The sequence below is a fragment of the Actinoplanes sandaracinus genome, assembly GCF_030009775.1.
Taxonomy (GTDB): Bacteria; Actinomycetota; Actinomycetes; order Mycobacteriales; family Micromonosporaceae; genus Actinoplanes; species Actinoplanes sandaracinus.
The window spans coordinates 1-24851 of record NZ_JASCTH010000034.1; the positions used below are offsets into that span (position 1 = coordinate 1).

Consider the following 24851-nt stretch of genomic DNA (forward strand, 5'->3'; position numbering starts at 1 on the left):
CAACGGAGCCGGGCTTCGCTGCGGCCCCAGCGGGATGGAGCGAAGTGGAGCGAGCTCCGAGAGCAAAGTGGATCACCAGGGTGGAGCGAGCGCGCGCGGTGACCCCCACATTCCGCCCCGAAGGCCCCCACTTCCCTCCACCGAGGGCGGAAACGGGGCTTCCGGCGGCATTAATGGCGTCTTCGCAGCCGATTTCGAGGGTGGTTTTGAACCCCGAGGGCCGGATGTCGGAAACCAGACCTTGTTGATCATGGTCACGCCCTCCACTCGGCCCCACCGCCTTTGAACAGGGATTTCGTCTCCGAAAACGGCTCGGAGACGTTTGCTTTCGGGTTGCAGGTGGAGGGAAGTGGAGTAGAGTGGGGCGCAGTGGCAGGGCGGAGGAATGACGCCGGACCTGCCGGCCCGAGTTGACAGGCGGTCCACTTCTCCGCGAAGGAGCGGGCGGCCACGGCAAAGGGGTGGGGGCCGATGTTTCTCGGCACGCACACCCCGCGCCTCGACGAGAAGGGCCGGCTGATCCTCCCGGCGAAGTTCCGCGATGAGCTGGCGGGGGGTGTCGTGATCACGAAGGGGCAGGAGCGCTGTCTTTACGTGTTCCCGATGCCGGAATTCCAGAGCATCGCCGGTCAGCTGCGGCAGGCTCCGGTCACCAACAAGGCCGCCCGGGCTTATAGCCGGGTGTTCTTCGCGAGCGCGCACGACGAGGTTCCCGACAAGCAGGGCCGGGTGACTATTCCGGCCCATTTGCGGGAGTATGCCAGCCTTGGTCGTGATCTCGTGGTGATCGGTGCGAGCACCCGGGTCGAAATCTGGGACAAACAGTCCTGGGACGACTACCTCACGGCGAGCGAGGAAGACTTCGCCGACATCGAGGAGGGGGTGCTGCCCGGCGGACTGTAGGCGTGGCACTCGGTGGGCCGCTGGTGGCCCGGAAGCCACTGCCGCCGTACTGCGAGATCTCCACCCGCTCCCGCTCCTGGCGCCTCTTCCCCGGCGCCAGGCGCGTGTCCGGGCCGGTTCGCCGGCACGGGACATGAGAGCGGATGGGGATCTGGCGGTACGGATGGGTGGCCGGGCCGGTACGGCAAGGGAACGACCGGGTGAGACGCGAACGGGCAGGCAATGGGGGTCGACATGGGGGAGCCGCGGGGCACGCATGTGCCGGTGCTGCTTGAGCGCTGTCTTGAGCTGCTGGATCCCGCCCTCACGCTGCCGGGAGCCGTTCACGTCGACTTCACGCTGGGTCTGGGCGGGCACGCCGAGGCGGTGCTGGAGCGTTACCCGGACGTCGTCCTGGTCGGACTCGACCGCGACACCGAGGCGCTCGCCCACTCGCGGCACCGGCTGATCCGGTTCGGTGATCGCGCCCGCCTGGTCCACGCCGTTTACGACGAGTTGCCCCGGGTCCTCAGTGAACTCGGGATCCCGGCGATCCACAGCGGACTGTTCGATCTCGGGGTCTCCTCTCTCCAGTTGGACGAGGCGGACCGCGGTTTCGCGTACGCGCAGGACGCCCTCCTCGACATGCGGATGGACCAGTCCCGTGGGGTGACCGCGGAAGAGATCGTCAACAGTTACCAACCGGGTGATCTTGTTCGCGTTTTGCGGCAGTACGGCGAGGAGAAGTTCGCCCCGCGGATCGTCTCGTCGATCGTGCGGGAGCGGGCCAAGGGGCGGATCACCTCGACGGCCCGGCTGGCCGAGCTGGTGAAGGACGCCATCCCGGCCGCCGCGCGACGAACGGGTGGAAATCCCGCAAAAAGGACCTTCCAGGCACTACGCATTGAGGTCAACAAGGAGCTGGAGGCGCTCGAAGGGGCGGTTCCAGCGGCTTTGGACGCGTTGGCGCCCCACGGGCGTCTTGTGGTGATGAGTTATCAATCGTTGGAGGACAGGATCGTCAAACGCGAACTCGCCGCGAGGTCGCGTAGTACCGGGCCGGTCGACCTGCCGGTCGAACTGCCCGGGACCGGTCCGAGTCTGAGGCTTCTGACCCGCGGGTCGGAGCTGCCCAGCGAGGCGGAGGTGGCGGCGAACCCGAGGGCGGCCTCGGTGAAGCTGCGTGCGGTGGAACGGATCGACGAGCAGGAGCAGTCAAGAAAGACGGAGAAGGCGTTCGGAGCCGGCCGCGAGCGGCCCCGAATGTCTACAACGCGCGGGGGACAAGGGCGGATACGCCCCGGGGCGATTGCAGAGGGGGAGGGACGAGCATGAGCGAGCGATCCGACGCGCCGCGGTCGGGGGGCCGATCGGCGCAGCCGCGCACCACAGCCGGGGGGCTGGGGCGCCGGGGGAGCCGCGATGCCGGTACCACAGGGGGTGGCGCGCAGGGGGCGCGCCGGAACAGCGGTGTGGGCGCCCGTCAGGGCGACACGCGCCGGTCAGGGATGCGGAGCCGGGGGGCTTCCGAAACGGTCGCGCCGATCGACGGCGCCACCGCGCTGTCCATCGAGGTGGCCGGCGACGCGCAGGCGACGCCGGGCCGTCCGCGGCTCTGGGTGGCGCCGCCGCTGCCGATCCGGGCGCCGCGGGCCACGTTCGCCGCGGCGGTCATCGCGGTGGTTCTGCTCGGCGTGGTCGGCATCCTGCTGATCAACACCAAGACCATGGAGCAGTCCTTCCAGCTCGACGCGCTCCGCGAAGAGCAGGCGATCCTGGACAAGCAGCAGCAGGAGCTGAAGAACAAGCTGGTCGAGAAGTCCAGCCCGGGCAGCCTGGCCGCTGCCGCGCGCCGGCTCGGCCTGGTGGCGGCCGAGGACCCGGCGGTCATCCTGCTGCCGGACGGCACCATCATCCGGCCGCCGAAAGCCGCCAAGGGCCCGACGGCGCCGACCGCTGACCTGCCGAAGGCGGGCACGCAGTCGGCCGCAGCCGGACGGTAGGCCGGCATGCCGCCGCACGGAGACGACGAGGAACCGCGCCGGGGCACGCCGCCCCGGCGCGGTTCGTCACGGGACCTGCCGGGTGGGGAGCCCGCTGACGAGCCCCGTGAGAGCCGGCGCGGCTTCTCCACCATCGGGGAGGCCCGTGCCTACACCCCGCGCGGGCGCACCGTGGCCGAGCGGGGCCGGCTGCCGCGCGGCGCCGGCCGCAACGCCGACCCGTTCCGGCCGGCGCTCCAGGTGCTCGACGGCGGCGAGGCCGGCCCGCGCGCCCGGGGCCGGGGCCGCACGGCCGAACCGCCGACACCCCGCGAGCCGGAGCCGCGCGCTCAGGAGCGGACGCGCGAGAAGGAGAAGCCGCGCGAGAAGCTCCGCGAGCCGGAGAAGCCACGTGAGAGGAGCCGGGAGCCGGAGAAGCCGCGCGCCCGGGAACGGACGCGGGAGAAGGCCCGCGAGCCGGAGCGGACGCGGGAGCGACAGCTGGAGCGCCCGGAGCGTCCGGCCGCCGCCGGCCGCGACCGGATCGCCTCCGACCGGGGACGGGGCCCGTCCGCCCGTACGAAGAAGGAGAAAGAGGGACCACGGCGGACCGCGACCAAGAGGCCGGTTCCCGCCGAGCCGCCGAAGCTCGCCAACAGCACGCGGCGGCTGCGGCTCGGCACGGTCCTGGCGCTCTCGCTCTTCGCGACCATCGGGGTCCGGCTGGTGGTGCTGCAGGTGGCCGCCTCGCCGGAGGAGGAACAGAGCCTGCTGAAGCTGCGCAAGGACCGGATCAGTTCGGTGACCCTGCCGGCGCCGCGCGGCAGCATCCTGGACCGCTACGGCCACGTGCTGGCGCACAGCGTCCCCGCGCGGTATGTCTACGCCGACCCGGAGAACAAGGAGTTGCAGAAGGACGTGGCCGGCACGGCCGCCAAGCTGGCGCCGGTGCTCGGCGTCCGGCAGTCCGAGCTCTTCACGAAGATGCAGCGCAAGCAGGTATTCGGTAAGTGGACCGAGTTCCAGTATCTGAAGCGCGGTGTGGACGTGGAGGTCGCCGACCGGATCGAGGCGATGGATCTGGACGGGATCTACACGCACCTCGACGAGCGGCGTGACATTCCCGGCAAGGATTTGGCGGCCAACCTGATCGGTTTCACCGGCGAGGAGGGGCGCGGCCTGGAGGGCCTCGAGGCGCGCTATGACAGCCTGCTGCACGGCACCGACGGCAAGCGGGTGTTCGAGGTCGGCGCGGGGAAGCTGAACAAGCCGATCGCCGGTGGCTACCAGCAGGACACCCCGGCCCGTCCGGGCAGCTCGCTGCAGCTCACCATCGACCAGGACATGCAGTTCCAGGTGCAGGGGGCGCTCGACGCCGCGGGTAAGAAGCGGAACGCGACCGTCGGCGGGGCGGTGGTGCTCGACGTCCGGACCGGTGAGGTGCTGGCACAGGCCAGCTACCCGTCCTACAACGCGGCGGACGCGGATGCCTCCGACGCGGCCGACCGGGTCGACGTGCCGAGTGCCATCGTCACCGACCCGGGTTCCAGCCACAAGGCGTTCATCTTCGGCGCGGCCCTGCAGGAGGGGCTGATCAAGCCGGACGAGGTGATCGAGATCAGCCCGGCGATCAAGAAGGGCGACACCACGTTCCCGGACACCCATCCGCAGCCCAAGGGCTCCAGGATGACCCTGCCGGGGCTGTTCGCCTACTCGTCGAACGTGGGCACGATCCTGATCGCCGACCGGCTCGGCAAGGAGAAGGTCTACGAGTACCAGCAGAAGTTCGGGCTGGGGAAGGCGACCGGCGTCGGTATGCCCGGTGAGGCCGAGGGCGCCCTCCTCAAGCCGGAGGACTGGAGCGGGTCGTCGCACGGTTCGGTGCCGATCGGGCACAGCGTCTCGGCCACGCTGATCCAGATGGCGGCCGGTTTCGCGGCGATCGCCAACGACGGCGTCTACATCCAGCCGCACCTGATCAAGGCGACCATCTCGGGTGAGGACGGCGAGGTCACCCCGGCTCCGGCGCCGGCGACGCACCGGGTGCTGGACGCCGACGTCTCCCAGCAGTTGCGCCACATCATGGAGTCGGTGGTGGCCGTCCCGGACGCCACCGGCACCGCGGCGGCGGTCGGCGGATACCGGGTGGCGGGCAAGACCGGCACCGGCAAGATGCTCATCGACGGCCGGTACACCAGCCACAACGCCAGTTCGTTCATCGGCATGGCCCCGGCCGAGAACCCGCGGTATGTGATCGCGGTGTCGATGGACGTCGACAGCGGTGGCGGCGGTGACGTGGCGGCTCCGGCGTTCAGCGAGATGATGTCGTACGCGCTGCTGCATAACCATGTGCCACCGTCCGGTAGCAAGGCGCCAACGTTCAAGATCAAGGAGTGAAGCGGGCCGCATGGCGTTGACAGCAAGCCCCCGGACACGGGGTAGGGTCTGACGCCGTGTCCGGCATTCCACGTCCCGAGATCGTCACGCCGTGCCTGCTGGGGCGGCTCGCGCAGCTACTACCGGCGGCGCTGACCGGCGGTGACGTCCCGGTTACCGGCGTCACCCACTCCAGCCGCGAGGTCCGGCCCGGTGATCTCTACGCCGCCCTGCCCGGTGCGAACCGGCACGGCGCGGAGTTCGTCGCCGACGCCGCCCGCTCCGGTGCGGTGGCCGTCCTGACCGACCAGGCCGGCCTTGCGGCCGCCGTTTCCGCGGGGCTGCCGGCGCTGGTCGCCGACGATCCGCGGGCGGTGCTCGGCGCCGCGGCGGCCGCGATCTACGGCGATCCGTCGCGGCGGCTCACCATGATCGGAATCACCGGGACGGCCGGGAAGACCTCGACGTCCTACCTGGTCGAGGCCGGTCTGCGGGCCGCCGGGCGGGTGACCGGGCTGGTCGGCACGGTGGAGACCCGGCTCGGCGACCTGGTGGTCAAGAGCGTGCGCACCACCCCGGAGGCCACCGATCTGCAGGCGATCCTCGCCAGCGGGGTCGAGCGGGGCGTCCAGGCGGTGGTCATGGAGGTCTCCAGCCACGCGCTGGTGATGGGCCGCGCCGACGGCATCCGCTTCGCGGCCGGCGGCTACACCAACTTCGGCCAGGACCACCTGGACTTCCACCCGACCTCGGAGGACTACTTCGAGGCCAAGGCGCGGCTCTTCGACGGCCGCTGCGACCACGAGGTGATCAACCTCGACGATCCCGCGCTGCGCCCGCTGATCAAGCCGGAGACGATCACCTTCTCCGCCTCCGGCGACCCGGCCGCGACCTGGTGGGCCTCGGACGTCCGCCCGGACGCCTACGGCCAGCGGTTCACCGCGCACGGCCCGGACGGGCTGACGGTCGGGACCGGCGTGAGCCTGCCGGGCGCGCACAACGTAGCGAACGCCCTTCTCGCGCTCGCTCTGCTGGTCGCCTCCGGGGTCGACCCCGTGGTGGCCGGTGACGGCATCGCCGGGTGCCGTGGCGTGCCCGGCCGGCTGGAGCAGGTCGAGGCGCCCGGCGGGATCCTCGGCGTGGTCGACTACGCGCACAAGCCCAACGCGATCGTGGCGGCGCTCGCCGCGCTGCGCGAGCTGGCGACGGCGCGCGGCGGGCGGCTGATCTGCCTGCTCGGCGCCGGCGGCGACCGCGACAAGGGCAAGCGGCCGCTGATGGGCGCGGCCGCGGCGCAGGGCGCCGATCTGGTGATCGTCACCGACGACAACCCCAGGACCGAAGACCCCGATTTCGTACGATCGTCGGTCCGCGTGGGCGCGGAAGAGGCCGGCATGCCTGCGAAGATCATCGAGGTGGCCGGCCGGCGTGCCGCGATCGACGAGGCCGTCCGCCTGGCCGCGGCCGGTGACGTGATCGCGGTGCTGGGCAAGGGCGCCGAACAGGGCCAGGAGGTGAACGGCCAGGTGCTGCCGTTCGACGACCGGATCGAGCTGGCCGCCGCGCTGGAGGCCCGCGCATGATCCCTCTCACTCTGGACGAGATCGCCTCGATCACCGGTGGACGGGTCGTCGGCGGCGACCCGTCGGTGACCGTGACCGGCGGCGTCGAGTACGACTCCCGCAAGATCGGTCCCGGCGGCCTGTTCGTGGCCTTCGCCGGCGAGAAGGTGGACGGCCACGACTACGCGGGCGTCGCGGTCGCGGCGGGCGCCGCGGCGATTCTGGGCTCCCGGGACACCGGCGCTCCCGGCGTCGTCGTCGAGGACCCGCTCGCCGCCCTCGCGGCCCTGGCCCGGGTGGTGGTCTCGCGGCTGGACGAGTTGACCGTGATCGGGCTGACCGGCTCGTCCGGCAAGACCACGACCAAGGACTACATCGGGCAGCTGCTGTCCCGGCTCGGCCCGACGGTCGCGCCCGCCGGCTCGCTCAACAACGAGCTCGGCTTTCCCTACACGGTTCTGAAAGCGACCACGGACACCCGTTTCCTGGTGCTGGAGATGGGCGCCCGGGGCATCGGGCACATCCGCTACCTGACCGACATCGCGAAGCCGTCGATCGGGGTGGTGCTGAACATCGGGGCGGCGCATCTCGGCGAGTTCGGCTCCGTGGAGGGCACCGCGCTGGCCAAGGGCGAGCTGGTCGAGGCGCTGCCGGCCTCCGGGGTCGCCGTCCTGAACGCCGACGACCCGCTGGTGGCGGGGATGGCGGCCCGTACCGCGGCGTCCGTGGTGCTGGTCGGTTCGTCGGGGACGCTCACCGCTTCGGGGATCTCCCTCGACGAGGCGGGCCGCGCCTCCTACACGCTTGCCCATGGTTCGCGTTCCGGGCATGTCAGGCTCGCGGTGGCCGGCGAGCATCAGGTCGCGAACACTCTCGCCGCGGGCGCGGTCGCGCTGGCCGCCGGGATGGAGTTCGGCGAGCTGGTCACCGCCCTCGGTGAGGTCGGCATCGTCTCCGCCCGCCGGATGGACGTCTTCACCCGTCCCGACGGCGTGACCGTCATCGACGACTCCTACAACGCCAACCCCTCGTCGACCTCGGCCGCTCTGCGCGCGCTGGCCGCGATGGGTTCCGGCAGGCGTACCACCGCCGTCCTCGGCTACATGGCCGAGCTCGGCGAGTTCGAGGTGTCCGGTCACGCCGACGTGGGACGGCTCGCCGCCGTTCTGGGTGTGGACCGGCTGATCGTGGTGGCCGGCAACGCGCGTCCGATCCTGGACGGCGCTGCCGGCGTGGCCGGCTGGCGGGGTACGGGGCTCTTCGCTGCCGACCAGGCCGCCGCGATCGAGATTCTGCAGCAGGACCTGCGCGCCGACGATGTCGTGCTGGTCAAGGGTTCCCGGTACCGCACATGGGATGTGGCCGACTGGCTCCGTCCCGAGGAGGTTAGCCCGTGAGGGCAGTCATCGTCGCGGCCGCGGTCGCCTTTCTCATCTCGCTCTTCGGCACGCCCCTCGCGATCCGGGTCTTCTCGGCGCTCAAGGCCGGTCAGCCGATCCGGACCATCGGTCCCGCCACCCACCAGGGCAAGCGGGGAACCCCCACGATGGGTGGCGTGGCGTTCATCATCGCCACGGTTTTCGCGTACGCCGCCGGGCACCTGGCACTGACCACGCTCCCGGACCGGCAGATCGCCCAGGAGAAGCCGACCATGACCGCGCTGGTCCTGCTCGGCATCTTCGTGTTCTGCGGCGCGGTCGGCTTCCTGGACGACTTCCTCAAGGTGCGCAAGAAGAACTCCGACGGTCTCAGCGCCAAGGGCAAGCTGCTCGGCCAGCTGCTGATCGGCACCGTCTTCGGCATCGCCGCGCTCAATTTCCCGAGCACCAACGGCCAGACGGTCGCCAGCGAGAAGATCTCCTTCATCCGGGACGTCAGCTGGCTGGACGTCGGCAAGGTCGGCTCGGTCATGGTCTTCGTCTTCGTCATCATGGCGATGTCGAACGGCGTGAACCTCACCGACGGCCTCGACGGTCTCGCCACCGGCGCGTCGATCCTGGTCCTCGGCGCGTACTCGCTGATCGGGTTCTGGCAGTACCGGCACTGGTGCGGTGACGACGACTACGTGGGCGAGGCGGGCTCTCTCACCGCGCAGCACTGTTACCAGGTCCGAGATCCGCTGGAGGTCGCGATGATCGCGGCCGCGGCGGCCGCGGCCTGCGTCGGCTTCCTCTGGTGGAACACCAACCCGGCCCGGATCTTCATGGGCGACACCGGCGCGCTCGCGCTGGGCGGCCTGATCGGCGGTCTCGCGGTGGCGACCCGCACCACGCTCCTCTCGGTGATCATCGGCGGCCTCTTCGTCATCGTCACGATGTCCGTGGTGATCCAGATCATCTCGTTCAAGACGACCGGTAAACGTGTCTTCCGGATGTCACCGCTGCAGCACCACTTCGAGCTGGCCGGCTGGAGTGAGGTCAACATCGTGGTCCGGTTCTGGATCATCGCCGGCATCTGTGCCGCGATCGGTCTCGGCCTGTTCTACAGCGACCACCTGGCCACGATGGGTTAGGCGAGCATGGCGCAGATCTCCCCGCGACACGCCATCGACGTGACGCGGGGAGATGTGGACATCGGACGATGATGGGCGCATGGCGGACGACCCAACCACGAAGGCCCGCCCGTCACTGAGCCGGCAGCTCCTGCCCGCCGTGCACGGGCTCCTGGCCAGACCGCTGTCGTCGTACTACCTGTTGATCGCGAGCTGCGGCCTGCTGCTGCTGATCGGGCTCGCCATGGTGTTCTCGGCGACGAGCGTGAAGGCGTACGCGGAGAATCGCAACTCCTTCTCCGAGATCAGCAGCCAGGCGGTGTACGCCCTGCTCGGGCTGGTCGCGTTCTGGATCTGCCAGCGGCTGCCCGCGGTCTCGCTGCGCGTCCTCGGCCGGTTCGTGCTCGGCGCGGCGATCATCCTGCTCACCTTGCTCGCCGTGCTCAACGCGCTGGCTTCGGCGGACGTATTGATCAGGGACGCGCTGGGCAAGGCCTCGCTGGGCCCGATCGGGGCCAGGCTGAACTGGCTGTACTTCGGCTCGTTCAGCGTGCAACCCGGTGAGCTCGCCAAACTCGGCATGGTGCTGTGGGGTGCCGAGGTGATCGCCCGCAAGGGCCCCGCCCTCGGCCACTGGCGGGAGCTGGCGATGCCGCTCTTCCCGGCGGTCGGCCTGCTCTTCGTCCTGGTCGGCTACAACGACCTCGGCACCATGCTGGTGCTGCTGGCGCTGATCGTCGGCCTGCTCTGGGCGGCCGGGGTCCGGATGCGGGTGTTCGGCGCGCTGGGCGTGCTCGGCCTGGCCGGCGTGGGCCTGCTGATCGCCGCGGCCTCCCGCGGCGCCGGTTCCGGAGCCGTGGGCGAGGAGAACTACCGGTGGCGGCGGCTGACCGGCTTCTTGGAGCCGCTGGAGAACTGCGACACCAGCACCGAGGCCGGACGCTGGTGCTATCAGCTGATCCAGGGCCGCTCGGCGATCTTCGAGGGCGGTTGGTTCGGGGTCGGCCTGGGCAAGAGCGCGCTCAAGTGGGGCTGGGTGCCGGAGGCCGACAACGACTTCATCTTCGCGATCCTCGCCGAGGAACTCGGGGTGGTCGGCTGCTGCGTGGTGCTGGTCCTGCTGTCGGTGCTGGCGTACACCGGCTTCCGGATCGCCCGCCGGGTGGGCGACCCGTTCCGCTGCCTCGCCGCGACCGCGATCACCACCTGGCTGGTCGCCCAAGCCATGATCAACATGGGTGGGGTGGTCGGCCTGCTGCCCATCACCGGCCTTCCGCTGCCGTTCATCTCCGCTGGTGGCAGCGCCCTCGTGGTGACCATGGCGGCGATCGGCATGCTCGCGTCGTTCGCTCGGGCGGAGCCTGACGCGGCGCGGGCCCTGAACGCCCGTCCGACCCCTCGGTGGGTACGACTAGTCTGGGCCCCGCTGCCGCCGCTCCCCCCAGCGCGGCGGCCGGGGGAACAGCGCCCGCCGGCGCAGAAGAAGTCCGGCCGGACGCCCGCCGCCACCGGAGAGAAGCGTTACTAGTCCGTTCCGAGGGTGTGGACGGAGCGGTTGGACGGGAGAGGAGACGGTGATGGGTCCGCTGCGGTCGGTCGTGCTCGCCGGAGGGGGCACCGGCGGTCACATCTACCCGCTGCTCGCCTTCGCCGACGCTCTGCGACGCCACTTCCCCGACATCCGGATCACCACGCTGGGCAGCCCCAAGGGGATGGAGAACACCCTCATCCCGGCCGCCGGTTACGACCTGCGCGTCATCCCGGCGTTCCAGCTTCCCCGGTCGCTGAACCTGGACCTGCTGCGCACCCCGGACCGGATGTACAAGTCCGCCGCCGCGGCCGCCGAGATCATCGACGAGGTGCGGGCCGAGGTGGTCGTGGGCTTCGGCGGTTACGTGTCGGTGCCGGCCTATCTGGCGGCGTGGCGCAAGGAGATGCCGATCGTGATCCACGAGGTGAACGTGCCGCCGGGCGTCGCGAACCGGATGGGCATGAAATTCACCAAGCGCGTCGCCGTCGGCTTCCCGCACCAGCTGGAGCAGGCCGAGGCGCTGCGCAACGCCCGGCTGGTCGGCGTGCCGCTGCGCACCGCGATCACCGGGATGGACCGGCCGGCGCTGCGCCCGCAGGCGCTCTACCACTTCGGGCTGCGGCCGGACCTGCCGGTGTTGTTCGTCTCCGGTGGCTCGTCCGGCGCCCGCACGATCAACCTGGCGGTGGCCGCGGCGGCCAAGCGACTGGCGCACGCCGGCATCCAGGTGCTGCACGTGCAGGGTGGGCGCAACGACCCCTTCGAGGTGCCGAACGACCTGCCGGTTCCCTACGTCGTCGTGCCCTACCTGTCGGACATGCAGCTCGGCTACGCTGCCGCCGACCTGATGCTCTGCCGGGGCGGTGCGATCACCGTGGCCGAGACGACCGCGCTCGGCATGCCGGCGGTCTACGTGCCGTACCCGTTCTCCAATCAGGAACAGCGCCGCAACGCGCTGCCGGTGGTGGAGTCCGGTGGCGGTCTGCTCGTCGACAACAGTGAGCTGACCCCGGACTGGATCGAACACAACATCATCCCGCTGGCCCGGGACCGGCAGCGGCTGGCCGCGATGGGCACGGCCGCGGCCGGGTACGGCCGTCGCGACGGTGACGAGCAACTGCTGCGCTTCGTTCTGGAAGCGGTGAGCTGAGTGAGCTTTATCGAGGGAGTGCAACTGTGAACACGGCGGAGCTGACCCCGGCCGGCGAGATGACCGCCGAGGATCTGGGCAGCGTGCACCTGATCGGGATCGGCGGGGTCGGCATGGCCGGCCTGGCCCGGCTCCTGCTCACCCGTGGCGTGCCGGTCTCCGGCAGCGAGTTGCGCGAGTGGCCGGCCCTGGCCGCCCTGCGCGCTCTCGGCGGCACGGTGCACATGGCACATGAGGCGTCCAACCTCGACGGCGTCGACACGGTCGTCTATTCGACGGCGATCCCGAAGGACCACGTCGAGATGGTCGAGGCGCGCCGCCGCGGGCTGCGGGTGCTGCACCGGTCCGAGGCGCTCGCCGCGGCGATGACCGGCCGGCAGACCATCGCGGTGGCCGGCACCCACGGCAAGACCACCACCACGTCGATCATGACGGTGATCCTGCAGCACGCCGGGCAGGACCCGTCCTTCGTGATCGGCGGCGAGATGTCGGCGGCCGGCTCGAACGGGCACCACGGCACCGGGCCGCACTTCGTGGCCGAGGCCGACGAGCACGACCGCTCGTTCCTGATCTACCGGCCGTACGTCTCGATCATCACCAACATCGAGGGTGACCACCTCAACAACTGGGGTGACCTGGAGACGCTGAAGGCCGGGTTCCTGGAGTTCGGCACCCTGACCGACGGGTTCGTGGTGACCTGCGCGGACGGGCCGGGCACCGACGAGCTGATCGCCGGTCTCCGGGCGGCGGGGAAGACCGTCTACACGTACGGCGAGTCGGCCGGCGCGGATCTGCGGCTCTTCGACATCTCCTCCTCGGTCAGCGGCGTGCGGTACCGCGCGGAACTGGACGGCGAGCCGCTCGGCGAGTTCAAGCTGGCGCTGCCCGGCACGCACATGGGCCTGAACAGCGCGGCCACCGTGCTCGCCGCCCTGAAACTGGGCATCCCGCTGGTGAAGGTGACCGAGGCCCTGGAGTCGTTCCCGGGGGTCCGGCGCCGGTTCGAGCGCAAGGGCATCGCCGCGGGCGTGCGGGTGTACGACGAGTACGCCTACCACCCGACCTCGGTCAAGGCCGCCCTGCGCACCTTGCGTGAGGTGGCCGGCGACGGGCGGCTGCTGGTGGTCTTCCAGCCGTACCGGGTGTACCGCACCCGGGATCTGGAGGCCGACCTGGCCGACGGTCTCGCGGTCGCCGACGAGGTGATCTGCATGGAGGTGTTCGGCCCGGGGGAGACCCGTGGGCCGGGTGAGGGCGGCCGCGCGCTGACCGCGGCGATCGACCTGCCCGGCGAGCGCAAGGTCTTCGTGCCCGACTGGGAGGACGTGCCGGCCGAGGTGGTCCGGCGCAGCCGTCCCGGCGATGTGGTGGTGACCATGGGCGCGCCGCCGATCTCGCTGATGGGCGACGAGTTGCTGGCCGCGCTCGCCGAGGCGGACCACCAGCCGGATTTGGCCAGGTAGTCACCGGTGGCGGGCGGGGGCACGCGCAACTGGCGGCTGGTGCGGGCCGGCACGGACGCCGTACCGCCGTCGGCCCGGCGTTTCATGGCCCGGGCCCGGCAGCGGCGTCTGCGTGCCGCGATGCCCTGGCTGATCGGCGCCGGCGTGCTGCTGGCGGTCGGCGGCCTGGTCTGGGTGTTCTACGGCACCGCGGTGTTCGGGGTGCGCGAGGTCCGGGTGGTCGGTGTGGCACTGCTCACCCCTGACCAGGTGCGCGCCGCGGCCGAGGTGGAGCCGGACCGTCCGCTCGCCCGGGTCGACCTGGACGCGATCGGCGACCGGGTGGGCGCCCTGCCCGCGGTGGACCGGGTCGTGGTCAGCCGGAGCTGGCCGTCGGCGGTGGTGGTCGAGGTGGTGGAGCGGACGGCGGTGGCGGCGGTGCCCTCGCAGGACCGGTTCGTGCTGATCGACGACGACGGTGTGCCGTTCCGTGAGGTGGCCGCCGCGCCGGAGGGGCTGCCGCTGGCCCGGCTGAGCAAGCCGGGCGCCGGCGACGAGAACACCGGTTCGGCGCTGACCGTGCTCGCGGCGCTCAGCGACGAACTGCGGGACGAACTGGTCGCGATCTCGGTGGCCTCGCCGGTGCAGATTCGCCTGGAACTGCGCAAGGGCCGGGTCGTTATCTGGGGTGACGAGAGCAAGAGCGACAAGAAGAGCCGCGTCGCGACCGTGCTGCTGAAGCAGAAGGGGGACGAGATCGACGTGAGCGCCCCCGCGGTGGTGACCATACGCTAACTATCCGGTCATTCGGACAAAGCGTCATGAACGCAATAAAAGGTTCGAGGTTACGGGTGAGTCGGATACTCACCTCGTAAGCGGACGCGACACGCCGCCCCGGGTCTTTGGTTGCGGCGTCATGTCCGCATACGTTGCGTCGAGAGGTTCGCGTGGTTGACATAACACTGAACCTCTAGTAGAGGGTGAGGGTTTCCTCGCCCTCCCTTGTACGGCAGCGGACGTCGAAGTGCGGTTCCCGGGACCGCAGGGGCCGTCGACGTCCGCCAACCCTGGAAGGGATGGCTGAGCCCGATGACACCTCCGCACAACTACCTTGCGGTCATCAAGGTCGTCGGCATCGGCGGCGGCGGCGTGAATGCCGTGAACCGCATGATCGAGGTTGGGCTCAAAGGCGTGGAGTTCATCGCGATCAACACTGATGCCCAGGCACTGTTGATGAGCGACGCCGACGTCAAACTGGACGTCGGCCGGGAACTGACCCGTGGACTGGGCGCCGGCGCCCAGCCCGAGGTCGGCAAGAATGCCGCCGAGGACCACCGGGACGAGATCGAAGAGGTGCTCAAGGGCGCCGACATGGTCTTCGTCACCTGTGGCGAGGGTGGCGGCACCGGCACCGGTGGCGCGCCCGTGGTGGCCAACATCGCCCGCAAGCTGGGCGCCCTCACGATCGGCGTGGTGACCCGCCCGTTCAACTTCGAGGGCAAGCGCCGCCAGGTGCAGGCCGAGGCGGGCATCGACGAACTGCGTAACCAGTGCGACACGCTGATCGTGATTCCGAACGACCGGCTGCTCGCGCTCGGTGACCGTGGCATCAGCATGATGGACGCGTTCCGTCAGGCCGACCAGGTGCTGCTCTCCGGCGTGCAGGGCATCACCGACCTGATCACCACGCCGGGTCTGATCAACCTGGACTTCGCCGACGTCAAGAGCGTGATGAGCAACGCGGGCAGCGCGCTCATGGGCATCGGCAGCGCGCGCGGCGACAACCGCGCGGTGGAGGCGGCCGAGAAGGCCATCTCCAGCCCGCTGCTGGAGCAGAGCATGGACGGCGCCCGCGGCGTGCTGCTCTCCATCGCCGGCGGGTCGGACCTCGGTCTGTTCGAGATCAACGACGCGGCGCAGTTGGTGACCGATGCGGCCCACCCGGACGCGAACATCATCTTCGGCGCGGTCATCGACGACGCGCTCGGCGACGAGGTCCGCGTCACGGTGATCGCGGCGGGCTTCGACGCGGGCGCGCCCGCTTACAAGCCGTCCGAGCCGGCCCGCAAGGTGCCGGCGCCGTCGACCGGGAGCCACCTGCCCCCGGTCCCCGCCACGCCGGTCGCCCCACCGTCGACCACCACCCCGAACCCGCGCAGCAGCCGGGTGCTGTTCGACGACGTGGACGTGCCGGACTTCCTGAAGAACGGTTCCTGAGGTCTGTCGCAGACCTGTTCGCGACGTTTCTCCCGTACCCCCAAGAAGGTTGAACCTTGACCGACGCCGGCCGGCGCGCTGAGCTCGCCGACTCTCTCGTCCGGGTGCGGGAGCGCATCGCGCGCGCCTGTCTGGCGGCCGGAAGGCCGCCGGACGCGGTCACCCTGACCGCCGTGACCAAGACCTACCCGGCGAGCGACGTCCTGTTGCTCGCCGGGCTCGGTGTCACGGACGTGGGCGAGAACCGGGACCAGGAGGCGTCCGCCAAGGCGGACGCCGTGCGCGCGGGGGGCGCGCGGGTGCGCTGGCACTTCGTCGGCCAGTTGCAGCGCAACAAGGCCAAATCGGTGATCCGGTACGCCGATGTGGTGGAGTCGGTGGACTCGGTACGCCTGGCCGAGGCGCTGGGCCGGGCCGCCGCCGGCCGTGAGGTCCCGCTGGAGGTCCTCGTCCAGGTGAGCCTCGACGACGACCCGGCACGTGGTGGCGTGACCGGCGATGATCTCTGGCGGGTATCCGACGCGGTGACCTCATCGGAGGGTCTGCGCCTGGCCGGGCTGATGGCGGTCGCGCCGCTCGGCGAGGACCCCGGCGCGGCGTTCGGCCGGCTCGCCGTCGTCGCAGGTCAGATGGCCTCTCGATACCCCGGCGCGACGACTGTCTCGGCGGGTATGAGCGGTGATCTGGAAGCCGCCGTCCAGCATGGGGCGACACACGTACGGATCGGTACTTCTTTACTCGGGATGCGAAACTCGCTGCGGTAGCCTTGCGGCGGGCAGCAAACTACACAGGTGTTGTTCAACGCGACAATCCGCAACGGGTCTCGTGTTGGGCGGCGCGGCGTCGTGGCGGGTCGTGGGTCCGAATCGGATCTGTTTTTCGGCTCGTAAGGGGGGACGCGGCCTGCCTGCGGGAGCGCGGGCCGCAACAGCGGACGGAGGTGGGGGCATGGACTCTCGGCAGGGAGGGGTGGCATGAGCGGCGGCGCGTTTCGCAAGGCGGGCGTCTGGCTCGGCCTCGTCGAGGAGGACGAAGACCGCGGGTACGAGGACCGCGGTTACCGGGAGAGCTCCTACCGCTCGCGGGAACGCGACCGTGATCGCGATCGCGATCGGGACCGTTACTCCAGCGACCGCTACACCGACGAGTTCTCCGAGGAGGACGAAGAGGAGGAGCGCGCGGTGCCGCGGGCACGATCCGAGCGGCGTGAGCGCGAGCGGGTCTCCCAGGCGCGCGCCGACCTGGACCGGGACGAGAGCGAGCGCCTCGATCGGGCGAGCGTCCGCTCCATCACCCGGCCCACGCCGGCGCCCGAGCAGCCCGCCGCGCTGACCTACTCCACCCGGGAGAACCTGGCGCTCAAGCCGCAGCCGGTGGCGCACCCGCAGCCGGTGCACCAGCGCCCGGCCGAGGAGGAGCAGCGTTACCAGATCACCACGCTGCACCCGACCACCTACCGGGAGGCGCGGACGATCGGCGAGCACTTCCGGGACGGCGTGCCGGTGATCATCAACCTCACCGAGATGGACGAGTCGGACGCACGCCGGCTGGTGGACTTCGCCGCCGGGCTGGCCTTCGGTCTGCGGGGTACGATCGAGCGCGTCACCAACCGGGTCTTCCTGCTCTCCCCGGCGAACGTCCAGGTCACCGCGGAGGACAAGGCCAAGATCGCTGAGGGCGGTTTCTTCACCCAGGGCTGATCGACACCGGGCTGTTGCACGGCCCAGCGTCGATCGGCACTGGGTGCCGCCTGTCGATCGCGACCCGGGGCCCTGACCGAGACCCGGATTTGATTGACCCGAACGAGGGATCCGCCTGACGTGCTGTCGATCGTGCTCCAGATTCTCTACCTACTGCTGTACCTCTTCTTCATGGTGCTGCTGGCCCGGTTCGTGCTGAGTGCGGTGCTGCAGTACGGACGACGCTGGCAGCCCAGCCGGGGAGCCTCGGCCGGACTCGAAGCCGTGTGGAGCGTCACGGATCCACCCCTCAAGGCGTTGAGGCGTGTGATCCCACCGCTGCGCATTGGTAACGTGAGTTTGGACCTGGCTTCCATCGTGCTGCTGGTTATCCTGTTCGTGCTCATGGACGTCGTACTGAGAAAACTGATTTACAGCTAGACAGCAGCCCCAACCGCGGCCGCGACTGACCCGAGGAGTTTCGATGCCGCTGACCCCGGCCGACGTGCACAACGTCGCCTTCAAGAAGCCCCCGATCGGCAAGCGGGGGTATGACGAGGAGGAGGTCGACGCCTTCCTTGACGAGGTGGAGCGCGAGCTTGCCCGTCTGATCGAAGAGAACAACGAGCTGCGTGCGCAGGTGGAGCGTGGCGGCCGGGGTGGTGCACCGGCGGGCCCGGGTGCCGACCCGCGTCTCGCGGCCGAGCTCAACGAGCTGAAAGCGCAGCTGGACCGCGTGCAGCGGGACAAGACCGCCGCCGAGCAGGCGGCCCGCCAGATGCAGGCTGAGCTGGAGCAGGTTCGCGCTCAGGGCCCCGGCCCCGGTGCCGCGCCCGGTGGCGCCGACGGCGAGCAGCAGGCCCTGCGAGTGCTCATGATGGCCCAGCGCACCGCCGACGACCACGTCGCCGACGCGCGCCGTGAGGCCGACAAGCTTCTCTCCGACGCCCGCTCCAAGGCGGAGGAGGTCACCCGCGAGGCCCGGGCCAAGGCGGACGCGCTTGAGCGTGACGCCCGTCAGCGTCACCAGGAGGCCATGGGCGGCCTGGACGCGAAGCGGACCGCGCTGCAGAAGCACATCGAGGAGCTCAAGCAGTTCGAGCGGGAGTACCGCACCCGGCTCAAGGCGTACCTGGAGAGTCAGCTCCGCGACCTTGACGGCCGTGGCCAGGGCCTCGAAGCCGAACTGACGCGGGCCGACTCCAGCCGTGCCGTCGGTGGTTCCGGTGGTCTTGCGGCGGCCGGTCTCGCCGGTTCCTACAACGGTGGCCGCACCAACTCCATCGAATCGGGTCGCTGACCCAATCCCCGCACCGCGACGAGGATGAGCCATGATCGTTGCTAGTCTCCTGCTCATCCCCGTCGCGGTTTTGTTTCTCGCGTTGGGCCTGGTCAACGGCTCGAGCAGTCTTCTCATAACCTCGATCGTGGTCAGCCTGCTGGCCGCGGTCGCTCTGGTCATCGGCACCCGTCAGGCCGCCGCCCGGCGTGCGGCCGAGTCCGCGGCGCCGGGCGTCACCACCGGGCGGCCCGACCGCCGGGCCTCGTTCGCTCCCGAGTTCGACGAGGCGGCGCCCGCCGGGTCCGGCGCCTCTGCCGCCGATGAGCCGGTGGCCTTCGCCGAAGATTCTGCCCCCGGCCAGGCGGCCTTCGCAGGTGAATCCCTCCACTACGAGGAGCCCGCCGTCGAGCCGGATCCGGTCGATGCGGAAGCGGCCCGTGCGGCCGGCGCACGCGATACGGCGACACGACTGGGTGACCGCGGAGACCGCGGCGTGCCGGTCGCCGCAGACTATGCCGATTCTGACTCCACGGCTGATTCCCTCTCACGTCCGGCTGCCGCGACTCCCGCCGGCGACGGGTCCGGAGAGCACGCCTGGCGGCCCTCGGCCGCCGAACCGGCCGAGCAGCCCGACGAATTCGACGAGCCGGGCGACGACGATCCCGACGACGAGCCGTTGCCGCAGTCGGTGCGGCCGGCCGACGCGGTGATGGTCGCGCGGTTCGACACCGAGGTGCTGGTCGTCGACGGCCGGCCCCGCTACCACATGGCGGACTGCCCGCACCTGGTCGGCCGGCTGACCGAGCCGTTGCCGGCGAACGAGGCGGTCTCGCTCGGCTTCAGCCCGTGCGGCCTCTGCCGGCCGGTGGACCGGCTGGTCGCGGCCGTCGCCCACCAGCGCTGAGATCACGGCGGGTGACGGGAGCGGTGGCGCGGGCGCAACCGGGCACGTCGGTGCCCGTGCGGGTGCGGCCGGGCGCGGGGCGCACCCGGGTGGGCGGCCGTTACGACGGGCCGCACGGCCCCGCCCTGATCGTCGCGGTGGGCGCGCCCGCGGTGGACGGGAAAGCCACCGAGGCGGTCCGTAAGGCCCTCGCCGGCGCGCTGAGGGTGCGGCCCGCGGAGGTGTCTCTGCGGCTGGGGGCGACCAGCCGCGACAAGGTCTTCACGGTAACGGCGCCGCCGGCCGGGTGGGAACAACGGCTCACCGACCTCCGGGACAGCGGATAGTGACCACACGGTCACGAAGGGTTTATCGTCGGTAATCCGACGCCCGGCTGAACGGTTGGGCATGGTTTGCCGTTTCTGACCGGCTGTGGCGGGTTGTCGGGGTACTTCACGTTCCGTATCCTTGCCACCCTCGCCGAGTGCGCGACCGCCTCTCAGTCGCGCCGTTTGTGCAGGTGGGGCTCGTGCGCCATCGGGCCGGCACCACGGGGACTGACCATGGGACGACGGTCGGCCGGCGAGCCGCCGTCCGGTTCCGTAGAGCGTCGACCGCCGCGCTGAGCGCGGCCGAGGGAGCGAGTGATGGCCAAGGCAACCGACGCCCGCCGCGGTACGACGGCCGCCGCCGTGGACCGGACCCGTAGTGAGGCGGAGACCGAGCAGATCCGTCAGGCGCTGGTCGCGCGGCTCGGCGACCTGCAGGCCGAGTACGATCAGTCGCTCAGTGAGATCACCGAGCTCCAGCGCGAGCGGCTGGCCGACTCGGCCGGGGACGACCAGGCCGACACGGGCACCAAGACGTTCGAGCGGGAGCAGGAGATCACGCTGGCCAACAACCTGCTCGAGCGGATCACACAGATCGAACGTGCGATCGATCGGCTCGGGTCGGGCAATTACGGTTGGTGCGAGCGGTGCGGTAACCAGATCCCGGTAGAGCGGCTGGCTGCCTTCCCCTCCGCCACGCTCTGTGTCTCTTGCAAGCAGTTGGAGGAACGACGCTGAACGCCGATGAGCAGGCCGCCCCACGGTTCGCACCCCGTGCGGTGGCCCTCCTGGCCGCCACCGCGGCGGTCGCCGTGGTGGTCGACCAGTGGGTCAAGCACCTCTCCACCGAGAACCTGGATCCTGGCTCGCCGGGGAATCCCGGCGAGTCGGTCCGCATCCTGGGCGGTCTGGTCTACCTGTCGCTGCTGCGCAACAGCGGAGCGGCGTTCAGCTTCGGCAGCGATTTCACCTGGATCTTCCCACTGATCACCCTGGTGGTGGTCGGCGTGATCGGGTGGCTGGCGTCCCGGCTGCGCTCGGTGCCGTGGGGACTGTCGCTCGGTCTGGTGCTGGGCGGCGCGCTCGGCAACCTGATGGACCGGCTGTTCCGCGCGCCGGGGCCGTTCCAGGGCCATGTGGTCGACATGATCAGTGTGTTCGCGCCGAACGGCGAGAAGTTCGCGGTGTTCAACATCGCGGACAGCTGCCTCACCGTCGGCGTCTGCATCGCGGTGCTGCTGGAACTGACCGGCCGCCAGCGCGACGGGACGCGGATCACCGGGAAAGAGACCGCGACGACCACACCGGCCGAGGCCGTGACTACTACACCGGCCGAGCCGGATGGGGAGAAATCGTGAGTGGGCAGCGTTCTCTGCCGGTGCCCGACGGGCTCGACGGGATGCGCCTGGACCAGGCCGTCTCCCGGCTCTTCGGGTTGTCCCGCACCGTCGCGGCGACCCTGGTCGAGTCCGGCGACGCGCTGGTCGACGGGGTCGCCCGGCTGAAGTCGGAGAAGGTCGTGGCCGGGTCCTGGCTCGAGGTCACCCTGCCGTCGCCGGTCGCCGCGCCGGTCGTGGTGGCCGCGCCGGTGCACGGCCTCGGGATCATCTACAGCGACGACGACATCGTGGTGGTCGACAAGCCGGTCGGTGTCGCCGCCCACCCGAGCCCGGGCTGGACCGGCCCGACCGTGCTCAGCGGGCTGGCCGCGATGGGGCAGAACGTCGCCACCAGCGGCGCCGCCGAGCGACAGGGCATCGTGCACCGGCTCGACGTCGGCACCACCGGTCTCATGGTGGTGGCCAAGAGCGAGGTCGCCTACAGCGCGCTGAAGCGGGCCTTCAAGGAGCGCGAGGTGGAGAAGCGCTACCACGCCGTCGTCCAGGGCCACCTGGACCCGCTGCGCGGCACCATCGACGCGCCGATCGACCGGCACCCGACGGCCGACTACAAGTTCGCGGTGATGTCCGACGGCAAGCCGAGCGTCACCCACTACGACACGATCGAGGCGTTCCGGTCGGCCAGCCTGGTGGACGTGCGGCTGGAGACCGGCCGGACGCACCAGATCCGGGTGCACTTCTCGGCGATGCGGCACCCGTGTGTGGGTGATCTGACGTACGGTTCCGACCCGACGCTGGCGGCCCGGCTGAAACTGGACCGGCAGTGGCTGCACGCACGGGAACTGGCCTTCAGCCACCCCCGAACGCACGATGAGGTCCGGTTCGTCAGCGACTACCCTGACGACCTGAAATACGCGCTGGACGTCCTCCAGGACGCCGGCTGACCGTCGGGAGACACCCGTGGGCCCCGCGACTCGCAAGCGGGCAGTCCTCGTCAGGTTCGGGGGCGCCGCACTCCGGTTGCAGATCATGGCCGGAGCGGCGCTGGCCGCTACCGTCGCCCTGGTCCTGATGGTCTTCTGGGCGGACCGCCAGGCCCCGGCCGGCGAACAGGCCGGCGACCTGCTGCGGGTGGGTGTCGTGGAGGGCCAGTCGGTCGACGGCTATCTCCGGTCGTCCCGGGAGGAGTTGGCCCGGCTCGCCGACCCGTCGGCGCCGGGCGCCGGTGAGACCTGGGCGCTGGTCGCCTTCAACCGGTACGCGACGGCGGGTGCCCTGCCGGCCATGCTCGGGGGCGCCCAGGTCGCGCAGGTCTACACCCGGGTGCCGCTCGGCGAGGCCCGGACTTCGGTCCTGCGGATCCCGGTCTACCGGCTTCCCGGCGACGTGATCACGGGGATGCTCGGCGCGGCACAGGCCCGCGACCGGGAACTGGCCGATTACCAGCGCCTGAGCCGGGGGCTGGCCGGGGACGGCCGCAACGAGGCGCGGCTGCGGGCGGCCTACGACACCGCCGCCCGGGTCGCCGCCGAGGAGGCCGCTGCCTATCGCGCGGGCTGCGAGTGCGTCTTCGCCGCGGTGGTGCGCGCGACCCCGGCGGTGCTCGACGGGATCTCCGCCCAGCCGTGGGCGCGGGTCGTGGACCCGGCGCCGGAGGTGCGGCAGCTGGACCGTACCGAGTTCCGGCCCCCGCTCCCGGAAGAAGTGGACGTGGCGTCGCCGGATCCGTCGGCCGTGCCATCCCCCGTGACGAGCGTTGCCCCGGTCACCCCCGCACCGTTACCGTCGTCGATCAGGGCGGATGTGACATCTGCCTCACCCGGCAATTCAGGCGAGGGGCCCTCGTCTTCCGTACTCCCTTCCGACGGACCGCTTGCCGTACCCTCGGCGACGGACACGAGTCCTGCTCATGAAGGCCTGGAGGCGTCTCCGGGAGCGTCCACCGGCGAACCCGGCCGTTGAGTTCCCGGCCCGCGAAACGTTCGGCTGAGGCACGCGCACGACCGGGGACCGGTCATGTGATCAAGAACGACCGGGGGATGGGCGACCGGCCGGTGGCCCGAATAGGGTTCTCGTCCGTAGCCTGTCAGGGGCGAGCGAGACCATCGCCGTGAAGGTTTTTGTCGGGTAGGCGCAGAAGGGACGAGCCGTGGACGGGACCGAGACCGGCTGGGGCCGGCCTGCGGAACCAGCCCCGCGCTGGCGGGCGCTGCTCGACCGTGCCCGGCACGCCGGCCGCGGCGAGGAGCCCGAAGAGGCTCCCCAGCCGCCGGAGACGCCCCCGCAACAGCCGTGGAACCAGCAACTGCCGACCCGTGGACCGGCCGCGCCCGCCCGCCCGGTCAACCCGCTCGACCCGCGGCAGAGCCAGCCGGGCGGCCAGAGCGCCGGTCAGGGCGGCTTCGACCGGCCGCCGGCCGAGCCGCAACGCCAGGTGCCGCAACGGCCGATCAACCCGCTCGACCCGCGCTGGCAGAGCCGCCGCGAACCGGAGCAGCCGCACAGCTTCTTCGAGCCGGCGCCGCGGTCCGCCCCCGCGCCGGGCCAGCCGCCGCCCGCCCAGCAGCAGCCGCCTCCCGCGCGCGACTACGGCGCCGGTTACCAGCCCGCCCCGGCCCGTGACTACCCGGCCACCGGTTACGTCCCACCGCCCAACGGGTACGCGCCCGCCGCCGGCGCGTACGCCCCGGCCGCCTACCCGCCCGCGCCCGTCATGCCGCAGGCCCTGCCCCCGCAGCCGGCCGCCCCGCCGGTGATGCCCCCGCAGGCGGCGCCCGGCCGGTTGCCCGCCGTCCAGCCCGCGCCGGTCTCCCCGGCCCCCGCGGCTGCCCGGATCGAGTGGCGGCAGACCCGTGCCGACGAGGGCATCGATCGTGCCGTCGCGATCATGCGGCGCAAGCTCGGCACGCCACGGGTGATGGCGTTCGCCAACCCCAAGGGCGGCGTGCACAAGACCACCGCGACCGTGCTGGCCGCGGCGACCATCGGCAGCGTCCGCGGCCGCGGGGTGCTCGCGTGGGACGACAACGAGCTGCGCGGCACCCTCGGCCTGCGGGCCGGCAGCGCCCGCCACGCGCGGACGATAAAGCACCTGCTGGCCGATCTGATGCGGATCGAGAGCCTGCACGGTGACACCCTCCTGCAGGAGCTCGACGCCTATCTGCGGCACGCCTCGGACGGCTCCTACGACGTGCTGGCCGGCGAGGAGAACCCGCGGTTCGCCGCTCGGCTCGACCAGGGCACCGTCCGGCGGGTGATGGACCTGCTGCGCCGCACGCACGACGTGATCTGCGTCGACACCGGCAACAACGTGGAGAGCGTGAACTGGCAGACCGTGATGCGGTCGGCCGACCAGTTGGTGATCACCACGGTGCCGCGTGAGGACGCCGCGTTCACCGCCGACTGGATGCTCGACGTGCTGGAGGAGAGCGGACAGGACGAGATGGTGTCCAACGCCGTGACGCTGATCTCCTGCCCGTCGCCGGGTCACCTGCCGCTGCTGGAGGACTTCAAGAAGCACTTCGCGACCAGGACCCGTGCGGTCGCGGTGGTGCCCTACGACCCGGCCCTGGAGGTCGGTTCCTCGATCGAGTACGGCGACCTTCAGCAGGAGACCAGGCAGGCCTGGCTACGCGCGGCGTCGGTGATGTTGGAGCCCTTCGCGGAGTAGGTTCTGTCGTACGCCGGGGCTAGGCTTCTCTGCGC

Annotated in this window: 23 protein-coding genes; all 23 read left to right on the forward strand. The window is 70.9% G+C overall.

Features of this window, described 5'->3' with window-relative positions; genetic code table 11:
• Positions 1 to 471: 471 nt before the first annotated feature.
• Positions 472 to 903 (forward strand): division/cell wall cluster transcriptional repressor MraZ, encoded by a 432-nt coding sequence (mraZ, locus tag QLQ12_RS38385; protein ID WP_282765864.1) that lies wholly within the window; start codon positions 472 to 474, stop codon positions 901 to 903.
• Positions 904 to 1125: 222 nt separating this feature from the next.
• Complete coding sequence (rsmH, locus tag QLQ12_RS38390; protein WP_282765865.1) at positions 1126 to 2217, forward strand: 16S rRNA (cytosine(1402)-N(4))-methyltransferase RsmH; 1092 nt, start codon at positions 1126 to 1128, stop codon at positions 2215 to 2217.
• A gap of 173 nt (positions 2218 to 2390) precedes the next feature.
• The gene (locus QLQ12_RS38395; RefSeq protein WP_282765866.1) at positions 2391 to 2885 is read left to right on the forward strand and encodes a hypothetical protein; all 495 of its coding nucleotides are present in this window, start codon (positions 2391 to 2393) and stop codon (positions 2883 to 2885) included.
• A gap of 6 nt (positions 2886 to 2891) precedes the next feature.
• Positions 2892 to 5261, forward strand: coding sequence for a penicillin-binding transpeptidase domain-containing protein (locus QLQ12_RS38400; RefSeq protein ID WP_282765867.1), 2370 nt, complete (start codon positions 2892 to 2894; stop codon positions 5259 to 5261).
• A gap of 56 nt (positions 5262 to 5317) precedes the next feature.
• Positions 5318 to 6823 carry a UDP-N-acetylmuramoyl-L-alanyl-D-glutamate--2,6-diaminopimelate ligase gene (locus QLQ12_RS38405; protein ID WP_282765868.1) on the forward strand — a complete coding sequence of 502 codons (1506 nt, stop codon included), beginning with the start codon at positions 5318 to 5320 and terminating at the stop codon, positions 6821 to 6823.
• Positions 6820 to 8199, forward strand: a complete 1380-nt coding sequence (locus QLQ12_RS38410; protein WP_282765869.1) for a UDP-N-acetylmuramoyl-tripeptide--D-alanyl-D-alanine ligase — start codon at positions 6820 to 6822, stop codon at positions 8197 to 8199. Before QLQ12_RS38405 ends, QLQ12_RS38410 begins: the two co-directional genes overlap by 4 nt.
• Complete coding sequence (mraY, locus tag QLQ12_RS38415) at positions 8196 to 9314, forward strand: phospho-N-acetylmuramoyl-pentapeptide-transferase (protein WP_282765870.1); 1119 nt, start codon at positions 8196 to 8198, stop codon at positions 9312 to 9314. The genes QLQ12_RS38410 and mraY overlap by 4 nt, the downstream gene beginning before the upstream one ends.
• A gap of 79 nt (positions 9315 to 9393) precedes the next feature.
• Positions 9394 to 10821, forward strand: a complete 1428-nt coding sequence (locus QLQ12_RS38420; protein ID WP_282765871.1) for an FtsW/RodA/SpoVE family cell cycle protein — start codon at positions 9394 to 9396, stop codon at positions 10819 to 10821.
• Positions 10822 to 10870: 49 nt separating this feature from the next.
• Complete coding sequence (gene murG, locus QLQ12_RS38425) at positions 10871 to 11974, forward strand: undecaprenyldiphospho-muramoylpentapeptide beta-N-acetylglucosaminyltransferase (protein WP_282765872.1); 1104 nt, start codon at positions 10871 to 10873, stop codon at positions 11972 to 11974.
• 59 nt (positions 11975 to 12033) lie between these two features.
• Complete coding sequence (murC, locus tag QLQ12_RS38430; protein WP_282765958.1) at positions 12034 to 13437, forward strand: UDP-N-acetylmuramate--L-alanine ligase; 1404 nt, start codon at positions 12034 to 12036, stop codon at positions 13435 to 13437.
• Positions 13438 to 13443: 6 nt separating this feature from the next.
• Positions 13444 to 14211, forward strand: coding sequence for a cell division protein FtsQ/DivIB (locus tag QLQ12_RS38435; RefSeq protein WP_282765873.1), 768 nt, complete (start codon positions 13444 to 13446; stop codon positions 14209 to 14211).
• A 294-nt stretch (positions 14212 to 14505) separates the two neighbouring features.
• On the forward strand, positions 14506 to 15633 hold the full coding sequence (gene ftsZ / locus QLQ12_RS38440; RefSeq protein ID WP_282765874.1) for a cell division protein FtsZ: 1128 nt from the start codon (positions 14506 to 14508) through the stop codon (positions 15631 to 15633).
• Between the two features lie 56 nt (positions 15634 to 15689).
• The gene (locus tag QLQ12_RS38445; RefSeq protein WP_282765875.1) at positions 15690 to 16397 is read left to right on the forward strand and encodes a YggS family pyridoxal phosphate-dependent enzyme; all 708 of its coding nucleotides are present in this window, start codon (positions 15690 to 15692) and stop codon (positions 16395 to 16397) included.
• Positions 16398 to 16607: 210 nt separating this feature from the next.
• Complete coding sequence (locus QLQ12_RS38450) at positions 16608 to 17333, forward strand: cell division protein SepF (protein WP_282765876.1); 726 nt, start codon at positions 16608 to 16610, stop codon at positions 17331 to 17333.
• Between the two features lie 120 nt (positions 17334 to 17453).
• Positions 17454 to 17753, forward strand: coding sequence for a YggT family protein (locus QLQ12_RS38455; RefSeq protein WP_282765877.1), 300 nt, complete (start codon positions 17454 to 17456; stop codon positions 17751 to 17753).
• Between the two features lie 43 nt (positions 17754 to 17796).
• Positions 17797 to 18612 (forward strand): DivIVA domain-containing protein, encoded by an 816-nt coding sequence (locus tag QLQ12_RS38460; protein ID WP_282765878.1) that lies wholly within the window; start codon positions 17797 to 17799, stop codon positions 18610 to 18612.
• A 31-nt stretch (positions 18613 to 18643) separates the two neighbouring features.
• Entirely contained in the window at positions 18644 to 19498 is an 855-nt protein-coding gene (locus QLQ12_RS38465) for a hypothetical protein (RefSeq protein ID WP_407651682.1), read from the forward strand.
• Between the two features lie 11 nt (positions 19499 to 19509).
• Positions 19510 to 19824, forward strand: a complete 315-nt coding sequence (locus QLQ12_RS38470) for a DUF167 domain-containing protein (protein WP_282765879.1) — start codon at positions 19510 to 19512, stop codon at positions 19822 to 19824.
• A 300-nt stretch (positions 19825 to 20124) separates the two neighbouring features.
• Positions 20125 to 20544: a TraR/DksA family transcriptional regulator gene (locus QLQ12_RS38475; RefSeq protein ID WP_282765880.1), complete on the forward strand. Its 420-nt coding sequence runs from the start codon at positions 20125 to 20127 to the stop codon at positions 20542 to 20544.
• Positions 20517 to 21164: a signal peptidase II gene (gene lspA / locus QLQ12_RS38480; protein WP_282765881.1), complete on the forward strand. Its 648-nt coding sequence runs from the start codon at positions 20517 to 20519 to the stop codon at positions 21162 to 21164. Before QLQ12_RS38475 ends, lspA begins: the two co-directional genes overlap by 28 nt.
• Before the next feature lie 41 nt (positions 21165 to 21205).
• Positions 21206 to 22090, forward strand: a complete 885-nt coding sequence (locus tag QLQ12_RS38485) for an RluA family pseudouridine synthase (RefSeq protein ID WP_282765960.1) — start codon at positions 21206 to 21208, stop codon at positions 22088 to 22090.
• Positions 22091 to 22106: 16 nt separating this feature from the next.
• Complete coding sequence (locus tag QLQ12_RS38490; RefSeq protein ID WP_282765882.1) at positions 22107 to 23108, forward strand: hypothetical protein; 1002 nt, start codon at positions 22107 to 22109, stop codon at positions 23106 to 23108.
• Between the two features lie 187 nt (positions 23109 to 23295).
• Entirely contained in the window at positions 23296 to 24816 is a 1521-nt protein-coding gene (locus tag QLQ12_RS38495; RefSeq protein ID WP_282765883.1) for a MinD/ParA family ATP-binding protein, read from the forward strand.
• The last annotated feature ends 35 nt before the right edge of the window (positions 24817 to 24851 follow it).